This is a genomic window from Salinispora sp. CH2A1_6 (assembly GCF_056820975.1).
Genome location: NZ_JBXEDG010000001.1, coordinates 489,349 through 502,347 on the forward strand (window position 1 = coordinate 489,349; position 12,999 = coordinate 502,347).

10 protein-coding genes are annotated in these 12,999 nt (G+C 71.9%); 4 read left to right on the forward strand and 6 right to left on the reverse strand.

What is annotated here, in order from left to right; translation table 11 throughout:
* Nucleotides 1-102: 102 nt before the first annotated feature.
* Nucleotides 103-849, forward strand: coding sequence for an SDR family oxidoreductase (locus tag AC1UKG_RS02300; protein WP_018731610.1), 747 nt, complete (start codon nucleotides 103-105; stop codon nucleotides 847-849).
* Nucleotides 850-903: 54 nt separating this feature from the next.
* Here AC1UKG_RS02300 and AC1UKG_RS02305 read toward each other — a convergent pair whose 3' ends face one another.
* A complete protein-coding gene (locus AC1UKG_RS02305) occupies nucleotides 904-1,557 on the reverse strand; it encodes a hypothetical protein (RefSeq protein ID WP_475890859.1) in 654 nt (217 codons plus the stop codon).
* 272 nt (nucleotides 1,558-1,829) lie between these two features.
* Here AC1UKG_RS02305 and AC1UKG_RS02310 point away from each other — a divergent pair, with 272 nt between their 5' ends.
* Nucleotides 1,830-3,968 carry a DEAD/DEAH box helicase gene (locus AC1UKG_RS02310; RefSeq protein ID WP_482641906.1) on the forward strand — a complete coding sequence of 713 codons (2,139 nt, stop codon included), beginning with the start codon at nucleotides 1,830-1,832 and terminating at the stop codon, nucleotides 3,966-3,968.
* Between the two features lie 32 nt (nucleotides 3,969-4,000).
* On the opposite strand, the gene AC1UKG_RS02315 is transcribed toward AC1UKG_RS02310, so the two are convergent.
* The 5 genes from AC1UKG_RS02315 to AC1UKG_RS02335 form a co-directional block, all read right to left on the reverse strand.
* Nucleotides 4,001-4,417, reverse strand: a complete 417-nt coding sequence (locus AC1UKG_RS02315) for a helix-turn-helix domain-containing protein (protein ID WP_475890842.1) — start codon at nucleotides 4,415-4,417, stop codon at nucleotides 4,001-4,003.
* A gap of 127 nt (nucleotides 4,418-4,544) precedes the next feature.
* Nucleotides 4,545-5,750, reverse strand: coding sequence for a class I SAM-dependent methyltransferase (locus AC1UKG_RS02320; protein ID WP_482641905.1), 1,206 nt, complete (start codon nucleotides 5,748-5,750; stop codon nucleotides 4,545-4,547).
* A 101-nt stretch (nucleotides 5,751-5,851) separates the two neighbouring features.
* Nucleotides 5,852-7,552, reverse strand: coding sequence for a DEAD/DEAH box helicase (locus AC1UKG_RS02325; RefSeq protein WP_018743230.1), 1,701 nt, complete (start codon nucleotides 7,550-7,552; stop codon nucleotides 5,852-5,854).
* Nucleotides 7,553-8,136: 584 nt separating this feature from the next.
* A complete protein-coding gene (locus tag AC1UKG_RS02330; protein WP_018743231.1) occupies nucleotides 8,137-8,364 on the reverse strand; it encodes a DUF3107 domain-containing protein in 228 nt (75 codons plus the stop codon).
* Between the two features lie 65 nt (nucleotides 8,365-8,429).
* Nucleotides 8,430-9,089 carry a TetR/AcrR family transcriptional regulator gene (locus tag AC1UKG_RS02335; RefSeq protein WP_018731604.1) on the reverse strand — a complete coding sequence of 220 codons (660 nt, stop codon included), beginning with the start codon at nucleotides 9,087-9,089 and terminating at the stop codon, nucleotides 8,430-8,432.
* A 436-nt stretch (nucleotides 9,090-9,525) separates the two neighbouring features.
* Here AC1UKG_RS02335 and AC1UKG_RS02340 point away from each other — a divergent pair, with 436 nt between their 5' ends.
* Nucleotides 9,526-11,553 carry a hypothetical protein gene (locus AC1UKG_RS02340; protein WP_482641904.1) on the forward strand — a complete coding sequence of 676 codons (2,028 nt, stop codon included), beginning with the start codon at nucleotides 9,526-9,528 and terminating at the stop codon, nucleotides 11,551-11,553.
* 75 nt (nucleotides 11,554-11,628) lie between these two features.
* Nucleotides 11,629-12,879: an adenylyltransferase/sulfurtransferase MoeZ gene (gene moeZ, locus AC1UKG_RS02345; RefSeq protein ID WP_018815438.1), complete on the forward strand. Its 1,251-nt coding sequence runs from the start codon at nucleotides 11,629-11,631 to the stop codon at nucleotides 12,877-12,879.
* Nucleotides 12,880-12,999: the final 120 nt, after the last annotated feature.

Sequence of the window (12,999 nt, forward strand, 5' to 3'; positions counted from 1 at the left end):
CCTTCTGTGGGCGTTTCAGGCTGACCGGTGGCCGGCGGCGCCCCGGCACGCGCGTACCCCGCTAATCTCCTCATCGACGGTGGCTTCGAAGGAGGACAGTGCATGGGCGAGCGGCTGGCCGTGATCAGTGGGGGTGGCACCGGGATCGGCGCGGCCACCGCGGAGGCGCTCGCCGTGGACGGCTTCGACGTGCTCGTCGTGGGCCGGCGGGAGGAGACGCTGCGGGCCACCACGGCTCGACTCTCCTGGGACCTCGCCCGGCCCGGCGCGGTGCGGTCGGTGGTGGCGGACCTGACCGACCCGCAGCAGGTTCCCCGCGTGGTCGAGGCGGTCGAGGGCCGGGCGGTGGACGCGATCGTCAACAACGCCGGAGGCTACCTCGGTGGGGAGGCCGAGACGCTGGTCGGGATCGCCGAGCAGTGGCGGGCCAACCTCGAGGCGAACGTTCTCACCGCCGTCCTGCTCACCGAGGCGCTGCGGCCGGCGCTGCGGCGCCCCGGTGGCCGGGTGATTCTGGTCAGCTCGATCGCGGCGCAGCGGGGCGGAGGTGGGCCGTACTCGGCGGCGAAGGCCGCGCTGCACGGCTGGGCGTACGACCTGGCGGTGCGGCTCGGGCCGGAGCAGATCACCGTCAACGTGGTCAGCCCCGGGTACGTCGCCGACACCGAGTTCTTCGGCGGCCGGATGACCCCAGAGGGGCACGCCCGCCGGGTCGCGGCCACGTTGGTCGGTCGGGCCGGCACCCCGGACGACATCGCCGCAGCGGTCCGCTACCTCGCCGGCCCCGCTGCCGGCTACGTCACCGGGCAGGTGCTCGGCGTCAATGGCGGGTCGGTCCTGGGACGGTGATGGGGGGTCGGTCCCGGGCCGGTGACGGCGGCGGCAACCGCCGCCGTCCGTTCGCTAGCCCCACAGCTCGTAAACCTCGTCGGACGCTGGCACCACGTCACCGGTGGGCGGAGTGATCGCCGGCACGTCGCCGTAGTCGAAGTACTTCACCATGTACTCGCCCGCCGGTAGCTCGCCGATGGCGGGAACTTCGGCGGACAGCGTCTCGAGGTTGCCGTCGGCTCCGACCACCGCGGTGAACGGAACCGGTGCCGCCGCCTCGTCCAGCGCCGTGATGTCCCCGTCAAGCAATGCCCGGGCAGCTATCGGCTTATCGGTCAGGTCAACCGTGCCGGTGTATGAGCCATCGGCATGCTGCTGCACATCGTCGGACGCATTCACGATCACCTTGGCATTGCCGACATCGGCCGTGTCATACGTCAGCGCGTCGTCGGTGAGCTTGCTCGGGTCAAGCTCCACCCACTGGTCCTGCTTAACCCCGAGGAGGTCGTACAGCTCGGTAGTCTCCCCGAAGTCCACCTGCATCCAGATGTCCTGGTCAATCGCTCGTATGGACATCGTCATGCTCAACTCGCCCCCGTCCACGTCCTCGGACATGGTGAGAACCATCTCCACGCCGCTGTTCGTCGGGTCAACGACGCCGGAGAGGGCCGTGCCGTCGGTGTCCGTGCCGGAGAAGCGGAACGCCGGCGTCTTCTCGTCCGGCACCGTGGCGAGGAGGGCTTCCTTCGGGTCAGCCGGGGGGCTGGGGGGCGATGACGACTCCTTATCCAGCACACCGCATCCCGCTAATAGCAGGCCGGCGGCCAGGAAGGCGGCCGATCCGACGGCGGTCCGCCGAATCACAGGGCTGGCGTGGGTGCTGCATTGATCCATGCGTTCTGCCTCGCAAAGGTTTGGGAAAAGCGCAGCCGATCATTGCATAGCCCGGCAAACCGACGGCCCCGCGCCACCGCAGGAGGCACTGGTAGAAATGCCTCATGGGCCTGGATCGAACGGCGGTACGCGAGCAGGCGGAGACGGTGCTGCGGCGACTGGCCGGAGAAGACGCCCGGCTCCGCGACGACCAGTGGCGGGCGATCGAGGCGTTGGTGGTCGACCGGCGGCGGGTGCTCTGCGTCCAGCGCACCGGTTGGGGTAAGTCAGCGGTCTACTTCGTGGCCACCGCGCTGCTGCGCACGGCCGGCGAGCACGGACCGACGGTGATCGTCTCCCCGTTGCTGGCGTTGATGCGGAACCAGGTCGACGCGGCCGCCCGGGCCGGGATCCGGGCCCGGACCATCAACTCCGCGAATCTCGACGAGTGGGACGAGATCACCGGGGAGATCCACGCCGGGGCGGTGGACGTGCTCCTGATCAGCCCGGAACGGCTCAACAATCCGGACTTCCGGGACACCGTACTGCCGAAGCTGGCCGCCACCACCGGGCTGTTGGTGGTGGATGAGGCGCACTGTGTCTCCGACTGGGGGCACGACTTCCGCCCCGACTATCGCCGACTGCGGACGTTTCTTGGCAACCTGCCGGCCGGCACGCCGGTGCTCGCCACCACGGCCACCGCCAACGCCCGGGTAACCCAGGATGTCGCCGAGCAGCTCGGTGCGACGTCCCGGCTCGGGGTGGAGCCCGAGACCCTGGTGCTGCGGGGCAGCCTGGACCGGGAGTCGCTGCGGCTCGGCGTGGTCGACCTGCCCGGCCCGGCGTACCGGCTGGCCTGGCTCGCCGACTACCTGGACGAACTCCCCGGCTCCGGCATCATCTACACGTTGACGGTCGCCGCGGCGGCGGAGACCGCCGAGTTCCTCCGGTCCCGGGGCTACCCCGTGGCCTCGTACACCGGCCAGACTGACGACGCGGACCGCCGCGCCGCCGAGCAGGATCTCCTCGACAACAAGATCAAGGCTTTGGTGGCCACGAGCGCGCTCGGGATGGGTTTCGACAAGCCTGACCTCGGGTTCGTGGTGCACCTCGGCGCGCCACCGTCGCCGATCGCGTACTACCAGCAGGTCGGCCGGGCCGGCCGGGCCGTCGCCCACGCCGAGGTGCTGCTCCTGCCCGGTGGCGCTGAGGACGCCGCGATCTGGCGATACTTCGCCGCACTGGCCTTCCCGCCAGAGGGCCAGGTGCGGTCGGTGCTGGCCGCGCTGTCCACGGACCGTCCCCGCTCCACGCCGGCGCTCGAGCCGATCGTGGACCTGCGGCGTACCCGGTTGGAGCTGATGCTCAAGGTTCTGGACGTTGACGGCGCGGTCCGCCGAGTACGCGGTGGCTGGATCGCCACCGGTGAACCCTGGACCTACGACGAGGCCCGGCTACGTCGGGTCGCCGCGGCCCGCACCGCCGAACAGGCGGCGATGCGGGAGTACGCGAGCACCCCCGGCTGCCGCCTTCGCTATCTGCGGGAGTGCCTGGACGACGCTGAAGCAGCCGACTGTGGTCGATGCGATCGGTGTGCCGCACCGACCTTCGCCGTGGAGCTGTCCGAGGACGCCCTGCGGGCGGCCGAGGCCTTCCTCGGTCGTCCCGGTGTCGGGATCACCCCCAAAAAGCTCTGGCCAACCGGCCTTGCCGCGGTGGATGTTCCCCACCGGGGGCGGATCGCCCCGGCCGAGCAGGCGCTGCCCGGTCGGGCCGTCGGCCGCCTATCTGACCTCGGTTGGGGCGGGCGGTTGCGCGAACTCGTCGGGCCCGACACGGCCGACGTGGAGGCGCCCGACGATGTCGTTGCCGCCGTGGTGGAGGTGCTCCGCGAGTGGGCGCACGGCACCGACCCCTGGCCGTGTCGTCCCGTCGGGGTGGTTGCGGTCGGCTCCCGCCACACCCGGCTGGTCGCCTCACTCGCCGGGCGGATCGCCGCGGTGGGGCGAATGCCACTGCTCGGCACCGTCGCGGTGTCCGCTGGGGGCGGAGCACGCGGCAACAGCGCCCAACGGGTACGCGCCCTGCACGGCTCGGTGACCCTGCCGTCGGAGCTGGCCGGTGCCCTGGCCGGAGTGGCCGGGCCGGTGCTGCTCGTTGACGACCTCGTCGACTCGGGGTGGACCATGACGATGGTGGCCCGGGAGCTGCGTCGGGCGGGAGCGCCCGAGGTGCTCCCGCTCGCCCTGGCGGTCGCCGGTTGAGAGCAGAGCACGCCATGGCCGCTTCAGAGAGTTCAGTCCGGCCGGCGGACCGGCCGCTGGGCCAGGTAGTGCAGCAGGTCCCGGATGTGGTGCTTCTCCTCGACCGACACCGCCGGGTCGGCCAGGTGTTCGAGGATCGCCCGCACATCCGCCTCGACTGCTCCCTCGTTGCCGAGCCGCGGCAGCGTGGAGCCGGCTTCCGGCAGGCCGAGAGCACGGAACGCGGCGGCGACGGGTAGGTCGAGCGCGACGCAGAAGCCCCGCACCTTGGCCAACTCGGGGTAGTCATGCCAGTCGCCGGCGAGCCAGCGAAAGACGGTGGAGCGGCCGATCCCGGTCTGGGTCGCCAGGTCGGTCACCGTCCAGCCGCGCTCTGCGCGGGCATTGTCAATGGCGCGCCGGACGAAGCGGGCGAACGCTGCCTGTGCGGTTCCCTTTCCCGAAGCCATCCCAGCTGATCTTCCTCCCCTCGGCCTGGTGCAGCCTTCGCGTCATCGATAATCGACTCTCGACGGTGCGTGGCTCGAGGGTAGTACGGCGACCCCGATCAGGTATCCACCACTGTGGACAAAAGAGTCAGCCGGTGGGGTCTGTGGTGGTGCCCGTCGGGCGGTTGGTCGCACCGGTGGCCGTCGCACTGGCTGGCTCGCCGAGCAGGGTCGCCAGCCGCGGCGTGACCCGCCACCGGTCAACCAGGGTCCGGTACTGCGCCCAGTGCTCAGCAGTCGGGGGTGCCCCGGTGCGGCGGGCCCGGATGAGCAGGTTGCGCGGCGTGTGACGGGAGTCGACGAACTCGACCACCTCGGCCCGGTAGCCGTGCCGCCGTAACAGTCCGGCCCGGACCGCATCGGTGAGCACGTCGGCGAATCGCTCGCGGAGGATGCCCTGCCGGGTCAGCAGCTCGTACGGCGGCGGGGTGGGCTGGGAGCGGAGCTGGGCGGCGAGGTCGTGGTGGCAACAGGGAGCCGCGAGCACCCAGCGAGATCCCCACCGCACAGCCCGCGCGAGCGCCTCGTCGGTGGCCGTGTCGCAGGCGTGCAGGGCCAGCACCAGATCGGGGTCGGGCCCGACCTCCGCATCGGTGATTGTTCCCGCCACGAAACGCACCTGATCGGCCCAACCCAGCCGCCGCGCCAGCTCCGTGTTTCGGTGGCGCTGGTCCTCGCGGATGTCAACGCCGACCAGGTGGACATCGAGGCCCTGTTGGGTCAACCAGCGGTACGCGGCGAAGGTCAGGTAAGCGTTCCCACAGCCCAGATCGACCACCCGGAGTGAGCCGTGGAGCCCGTCCGGGAGCGTCGCGGCGAGCGCTCGCAGAAAGGCGTCCACCTGCCGCCGCTTGGCGGCTGACCCACCGATCACGGTGAAGATCGGGTCGCCGGGATCGAGTAGATGGGCCTTCGTTCGGTCGTGGCCGACCGGTTCGGTCACCGGCGGGGCCGCCGTGCGGTGGACCTGTGCGGCGCCGGATTTTGTGACTCGGAGCTGCAGGGTCGTCGCAGTGGTCTCCACGTGCCAGTTGCCGAAGGGCTCAGCCAGCAGCGCGTCCACCGCCGCCTCCGCTTCCGCGCCGCGGGCGAGGTTGCGGGTGTGGGGTGAGCTCCCATCCGCGGTGATGACCTGGAGGCGGGGGCCGGCTTTGAGGGCGACCGGCCGTAGCTCCACACGGTGCACCGAGGGGCGAAGCCCACGGCGATGCCCGGCGGCCACCGCCCGGGTGAGCCCGGCGTCGAGCAGCAGCGTCCGCACCTCGGCGAGCGCGACGGGTAGGGGTTCCGGCATGGTGTCATCCTCCGCGATGGGGCGATGGGGCGCTCAGCTGGCCGAGCACGCGACGTCCCCCGCTGGTGCCAGCGAGGGACGTCGGTAGCGGCGCGGCGTGCTCAGTCCGCGGTGGGTTTGACCGCCGCGCCGGTGTCAGCAGTCTTAACCGCCACGCCGGTGTCCGTTGGCTTGGCCGCCGCGCTGATGTCGGAGCCACCGCTGCGGCGCCGCCGGCGGCGCCGTGGCTTCGGCGCCGCGGCGTTCGGCGAGTCTGCGGTGGCGGCGTCGCCGGTCTCGCCGGTTGACGCCGCGGTCTCACCGGCGGTGACCACCTCGCCGCCCCGACGGCGTCGCCGTCGGCGGGGGGTGCGCTCCGCGGTTTCGCCCCCGTCGCCCTGCTCACTGGTGGCGCTGGCGCCAGAGCCGGTGTCGCCGCCGCGGCCCCGGCGGCGGTCCCGGCCCGTGCCACGGCGGGGCCCGCGGCCATCGCCGCGGCGGGACCGTCCGCCGAGATCCTCCTCGACCTCGGCGGAGAGCCCGGCCCGGGTTCGCGCGCCGGTGGGCAGCGTGCCGGTGACCTCCGGGGAGATGTCCAGCTCGGCGTAGAGGTGCGGGGAGGTGTGGTACGTCTCCGGCGGCTCGGGCATCTCCAGGCCGAGGGTCTTGTCGATGATTCGCCAGCGGGGCATGTCGTCCCAGTCGACGAAGGTCACCGCGACGCCGCTCGCCCCCGCCCGGCCGGTCCGGCCGATCCGGTGGGTGTACGTGTCCTGGTCCTCCGGGCAGTCGTAGTTGAGGACGTGGGTGACGCCGCTGACATCAATGCCCCGGGCGGCCACGTCGGTCGCGACCAGAGTGTCGATCTTGCCGGTGCGGAAGGCCCGCAGCGCCCGCTCCCGGGCGCCCTGGCCGAGGTCGCCGTGGACGGCGGCCACGGCGAAGCCGCGGAAGTCCAGATCCGCGGCGACCCGGTCGGCCGCCCGCTTGGTACGGGTGAAGATCATGGTCAGCCCGCGCCCCTTGGCCTGGAGGATCCGCGCCACGATCTCGATCTTGTTGAGTGAGTGGGTGCGGTAGGCGAGCTGCTGGGTCTGCGGCGACGGGCCGGTCTCGGCGGTGTGCCCGGCGTGGATCGTCATGGGCCGGCGCAGGAAGCGCCGGGACAGCGCGACGATCGGGTCCGGCATCGTGGCCGAGAAGAGCATCGTCTGCCGTTCTTCCGGCAGCATCGCCAGGATCTTCTCGACATCGTCGAGGAAGCCCAGGTCGAGCATCCGGTCGGCCTCGTCCAGGACGAGCGCGCGGACCCGATCCAGCTGCAGCTGCTTCTGCTTGGCCAGGTCGAGCAGTCGGCCGGGGGTGCCGACCAGGATCTCCACACCCGTGCGGAGCGCCTCGATCTGCGGCTCATACGCCACTCCGCCGTAGATCGGCAGTACCCGGACGCCACGGGTGCTGCCCGCGGCGTGGAGGTCCTTGGCGACCTGGATGCCCAGCTCGCGGGTGGGTACGACGACCAGCGCCTGTGGGGTGCCGTCGCCGCCCTCGGCGGGAGCCAGGACCCGCTCCAGCAGCGGCACGCCGAAGCCGAGGGTCTTGCCGGTGCCGGTCGGGGCCTGGCCGATCAGGTCAACGCCGCGCAGCGCGATCGGCAGCGCGTACTCCTGGATGGCGAAGGCCCGGGTGATTCCGGCGGCGCTCAGCGCGTCGACGGTCTCTTGACGGGCGCCCAGTTCGGCGAAGGTGGGCGCTTCCGGGCTTACTGATGCGGTGGCGGTGAGTTCGGTGCCATCCATGAGGTTGTGGGTGAGTTCGCTCATTTCGATTGGGGGTGCCCTCTCGTGGGTGCGCCCCGTTGAGTCCTCGAGGCGCGGACGGTGTGGCGCGGGCCACACGGTCGGGTGGCGAATCGCCGAGCCGGACCGGGCCGCACGCGCGCCGCGGGCCGGCTGCGACCAGATCGAAACGGGAACTAATCGATCGTTGGACGAGATCGATTGTTGGACCAGATCGAGATCGAACGTCGGTCGGTGCCCACGGCAACTGTTCTATTCTACCTGAACCTTCCCGGCGCCGCGCAGATTCCGGCAGGTAGTGCCGGGGGAGCCGGCGTCTCGCACCTGCTCGAGGCGGTGCCACCGCAGGCTACCGCGGCAGGGCCGATACGGGTGGTTCCGCCCGCCGGCCGAGCTTTGGGCGCGGGGGGTGGCCCGTCGAGGGGTGGCCACGACTCGGCGAGGCGGCACCAACCGCCTGCCTCACCCCGCGGGCGGGCTGAGGGACCTTCCCCGGGTTGACTCGCCGCTGTCCCGCGCCCGGAGCGCGGAGGCATCGGTGTCGCGCGTGGCCGGCCCCGGCGCACGCCACGGCAAGTGCCGCAGCACCTGCCGTGGCGGAACGCTGGTCAGCGGACGGTAAATCCGACCGCCCGGGAGGACGCCTCGGCGATTTCGACGTAGGCGACCTTGTCGACCGGGACGATGACCCGCCGCCCCTTCTCGTCGGTGAGGGAGAGGGTGCCGCCGTCGCCGGCGATGGCGTCGGTCACGATCTGCTCGATCTCGGCCGGCGACTGTGCGCTCTCCAGAACCAGCTCGCGCGGCGCGTATTGCACGCCGATCTTGACCTCCACTGTGCCTCCTCCGCTGGGGGCGAGAATGCCGCCTTGCGAAGGCTATCCGATCACCGGGGCGGCGGTCAGGCTGACTCACCCTGCAGCGGGAAGCTCGCGATGCCTCGCCAGGAGAGCGCGGCGACCAACGCCTCCGCCTCCTCCTTCGCCACCTGCCGCCCTCTGGCCAGCCAGAACTGTGCCGCCGTCTCGGCCGCCCCAACCAGGCCGGACGCGAGCAACTCCGCGTGTGCCCGGCTCACGCCGGTGTCCGAGATGATCGTGTCGGTGATCGCCGCGATGCAGCCCTGTTCCACCCGCTCGACCCGCTGCCGGACCGCGGGGTCGTTGCGCAGGTCGGACTCGAAGACCAGGCGGAACGCCTCACTCTCATGGTCAACGAAGTCGAAGTACGCGCGGACGGAGGCGCTTACCCGCTCCTTGTTGTCGAGGGTGCCGCGCATCGCTTCCTGCACCTTCGCCACGAGCGTGTCGCAGTGGGTGTCAAGTAGCGCCAGGTAGAGCTCCATCTTGCCGGGGAAGTGCTGGTACAGCACCGGCTTGGAGACCCCTGCGCGTTCGGCGATGTCATCCATCGCGGCCGCGTGGTAGCCCTGTGCGACGAACACCTCCTGCGCCGCGGCGAGTAGCTGTCTGCGGCGGGCGGACCGGGGCAGGCGGGTGGGCCGGCCGGCGGTCTGGGTGCCGTTCCCCACAGCGTTCATGGGAGCCTCCGAGTTCTTCATACGAGCTGGCATATCACCCGAACCGGTCAAGGATCACCGCCTGTCCCGGAATTGGCCCGCCGCCGTAACTTATCGCCACTGTCACCACACGGTAGCCTCAGCGGGGGCGACCAAGGAGCGCGCGGTGAGTGATACAGGGCAACCCGGTGCCGCCACCCCGGGAGAGCACGGTGACAAGACCGGTCCAGAGCCGGCTCACTCCCGATCCGATCGTCGATGGTCGCCCCCCATCGGAGGCTGGGCGCCGGAATCAACCACACCGTGGCGCCGAGCTGACTTGTCCGTTGGTTGGGCCGACTCCTCTCCGCGTCACGGCGACCTACCCGCTCCGCCGCCCGGCGCGACCGAGAACAGTCCCCGGCCCCACCTCAATGGCTACCGGACAAATGGTCATGCATTCCCCACGTCGGGCGTGCCGGCGAGCCGGCCAGGTCCGGTGAGTGCCCCGCCGAGCCGTTTGGGCCAGCCGGCCCAGGAGGCCGACGGAGACCGGCCGACCGCGTCCGTGCCCGCCGTTGAGCAGCCGCCGGGAGCGTCCGAGGCCGTCCGGGACGACCGGCCGGAACCGCCGGCCAGGCCCGGCCCTCGGCCAGTGGCTGACCAGCCCACACCGGCGCCGGAGGACTGGTCTGGCCCGAGTTGGGGGGCCGAGTGGGTGCCCGGGCAGGCCGGCGCCGAATCGCTGCCGGTCGGGCGCCGGGCTCGGGTGGAGCCGGATCGCTGGGACGGACCGGAGCCGGCCGGTCACCGGGCTCGGGCCGAGCCGGATGGCTGGGACGGACCGGAGCCGGCCGGTCACCGGGCTCGGGCCGAGCCGGATGGCTGGGACGGACCGGAGCCGGCCGGTCACCGGGCTCGGGTGGAGCCGGACGGGTGGGACGAACCGGAGCCGGCCGGCCGGCGGTTGTGGAGCGGGACTCCACGGGACGCAGCGGGGGAGCGGCGAGAGGCCTCCGGCCGCCGGTTCCGTCCAGACCCCAACGAGACCGAGGCGGGCGAGGGGGGCCAGCCGAGCGTCGAGCGTCCCGCCTGGGCGGTCGAGCCGCAGCGGGCCTACGAGCCGGTCCAGGTCGAGCCGGCCTCGACGTTTCCCACCGAGCCGGGCCGTCGCTCCGGCACCCGGCCGGAGCGCCAGCCCGCCACCGAGTCGGACCACCAGCCGCCGGACGCCCCCGTGGCCTGGGCGCCGGAGCAGCCGGCCGGTTCGGCCAAGGCGAGCCCGCCGTTGACCGCGTCCGCACGCAGCGGCCCCGGTGAGTGGGACCGCACCCCGGCCGAGCCCATTCCGACGAGTACACCCCCCTACTCGGCCCGTCGGTCTGTCCCCGAACCGGCAGTGCCAGCGCCCGCGGCCGACGCCGACCGACAGCCGGAGTCGATGTCCGCGATGTTGCCGCAGCGTGTCCCCGCCGAACCGGATGTACCCGTGGTGCCAGGGCCGTCAGCTGCGGAGGTGCGCGCCAAGACCCCGGAACTTGCCCGTATCGCCACCCACCTCCGCCAGGCCGACGAGTCCGCTCCGCCGCGCGAACGTCCGGAGGGATTCGACGTGGACGCGATTCTCGGTGCGGTCCGTGGGGTGACGGGTGTCCGCGACGCGGCGTTGCGCCGTACCCAGTCCGGCGCACACAGCCTCCGGCTGGAGCTCGCCGACGGTGCCGACCCGGCCGAGGTGAGTCGGCACGTCGCCCGGCTCCTCCAGGAACGGTTGGGGCTCGCCGCGGCCCCGCAGCACATCCCCGAGGGGCTCGCCGATGTGATGTCGCCCGCCCACCGGCAGCCGGCGGCGCCGGCCCGATGGCCTTCAACCGGCCTACCGTCGCGTACCGAGCGGCAGGACGCGGCGCCGTCGGAGCCGCCGCGTCGCCGGCGGCACTCCGGCGGACCGCATCGGGTCCGGTCCGCCACCGTGGACGGGCCGGCCGCGGCGGTTGGCGGGGTCGGCGATGGCCCGGTGACAGCCGAGACGTCGTACGGCGGGGGGCAGGTCGGCATGACCGAGCTGGCCCCGTCCCGCCCGCTCAACACCGGGGGTCGGCCCGGACCTCGGGTAGTGCTCGACCACGTGCAGGTGAGCACCTTCGGGCTCGACGCGACCGTCGAGGTCCGCCTGCTCGCCGCCGGGTCACCCGCCGCCGGCTATGCGACCGGGCCGGCGGTGGACGGCTACATGCTGCGGCTCAGCGCAGCGGCCGCCGCCGCCGCGGTGGATCAGCTGCTGCGTGCGCCGGGGCCGCAGCCGGACCGAGGGCGCTGCTTCGTCGAGCACGCCACGTTGGTGCCACTGGGCAACTGCGAGGTCGCGACGGTCGTGGTGTTGCTGGTCTGCGACGGTTGGGTCGAGCAGCTGGCCGGCTCCGCGCTGGTCGCCGGCGACCCCCGCCAAGCGGTCGTCCGGGCCACGCTGGCTGCGGTGAATCGCCGTCTCGAGGCGTTGCTCGCGGACACCGGGGACGTCGGATAGCGCATTCGCTCCGGTGGTCGGTCCCGGCCGGCGGGCTATTCCCGTTCCCGCAGTTCGGGCGACGTGTCCCCGCTCATGGTCGTCGGCCGGCCCGGCGAGCGACAATGGCGCGGTTCGCCACTGCCGACCCACGGGGAGTTCACCGTGTCGCTGCCCCCGCTCGTCGAGCCCGCCGCCGAGCTGACCGTTGACGAGATCCGTCGCTACTCCCGCCACCTGATCATCCCGGACATTGGGGTCGAGGGGCAGAAGCGATTGAAAAACGCCCGGGTGCTCTGTGTCGGTGCCGGTGGTCTCGGTTCTCCGGCGTTGATGTACCTCGCCGCCGCCGGGGTGGGTACCCTCGGCATCGTCGACTTCGACACCGTTGACGAGTCCAACCTCCAACGTCAGATCATCCACGGCGTCTCCGATGTCGGCCGGGCGAAGGCCGAGTCCGCCTCCGCCAGCATCCGGGAGATCAACCCGCTGGTCGAAGTGAAGATCCACCACACCGCGTTGGACCGGGACAACGTTCGGGAGATCTTCGGCCAGTACGACCTGATCGTGGACGGCACCGACAACTTCGCCACCCGGTACCTGGTCAACGACGCGGCGGTGCTGCTCGGCAAGCCGTACGTGTGGGGGTCTATCTACCGGTTCGACGGGCAGGCGTCGGTGTTCTGGGCCGAGCACGGCCCCTGCTACCGCTGCCTCTACCCGGAGCCGCCCCCGCCCGGCATGGTGCCCTCCTGCGCGGAGGGCGGCGTGCTCGGTGTGCTCTGCGCGTCGATCGGCTCGATTCAGGTGAATGAGGCGATCAAGCTTCTCGCGGGTGTTGGCGAGCCGCTGGTCGGCCGACTCATGGTCTACGACGCCCTGGAGATGAGTTACCGCAAGATCAAGGTGCGGAAGGACCCGAACTGCGCGCTCTGCGGCGAGAACCCGACGGTCACCGACCTGCTGGCCGACTACGAGGACTTCTGCGGTGCGGTGTCGGCCGAGGCCCAGGAGGCCGCGGCGGACGCGACGATCACCGCGGGCGAGCTGAAGGCGTGGCAGGACGCCGGCAAGGAGATCTTCCTGGTTGACGTGCGGGAGCAGGCCGAGTTCGAGATTGTCCGGATCCCGGGCTCCACGCTGATCCCCAAGGGGGAGCTCATCTCTGGGCAGGCGCTGGCCAAGCTCCCGCAGGACCGACAGATCGTGCTGCACTGCAAGTCCGGCGTCCGGTCTGCGGAGGCGCTCGCCGCGCTGAAGTCCGCTGGTTTCCGGGACGCGGTGCACCTCCAGGGGGGTGTCCTCTCCTGGATCAAGCAGGTCGATCCGTCGCTGCCCGCGTACTGACCGGACCGAAGGTGGCCCGCGTGGGAACGCCCCGGTGCTCGACGGTGCGGCGAGCACCGGGCGGCGGAGGGCGGGGCGGCCGGTGGTCGATTCCCTGGAGCGGCCGCACATCTGCCCAGG

What these genes read in the sequence shown, in the direction of transcription:
- AC1UKG_RS02335 (WP_018731604.1), bottom strand. Translation starts at nt 9,089, where the DNA reads ATGAAGAACTCGGAGGCTCCCATGAACGCTGTGGGGAACGGCACCCAG.
- AC1UKG_RS02310 (WP_482641906.1), top strand. Translation starts at nt 1,830, where the DNA reads ATGGGCCTGGATCGAACGGCGGTACGCGAGCAGGCGGAGACGGTGCTG.
- moeZ (WP_018815438.1), top strand. Translation starts at nt 11,629, where the DNA reads ATGGTCGTCGGCCGGCCCGGCGAGCGACAATGGCGCGGTTCGCCACTG.
- AC1UKG_RS02325 (WP_018743230.1), bottom strand. Translation starts at nt 7,552, where the DNA reads ATGAGCGAACTCACCCACAACCTCATGGATGGCACCGAACTCACCGCC.
- AC1UKG_RS02300 (WP_018731610.1), top strand. Translation starts at nt 103, where the DNA reads ATGGGCGAGCGGCTGGCCGTGATCAGTGGGGGTGGCACCGGGATCGGC.
- AC1UKG_RS02320 (WP_482641905.1), bottom strand. Translation starts at nt 5,750, where the DNA reads ATGCCGGAACCCCTACCCGTCGCGCTCGCCGAGGTGCGGACGCTGCTG.
- AC1UKG_RS02315 (WP_475890842.1), bottom strand. Translation starts at nt 4,417, where the DNA reads ATGGCTTCGGGAAAGGGAACCGCACAGGCAGCGTTCGCCCGCTTCGTC.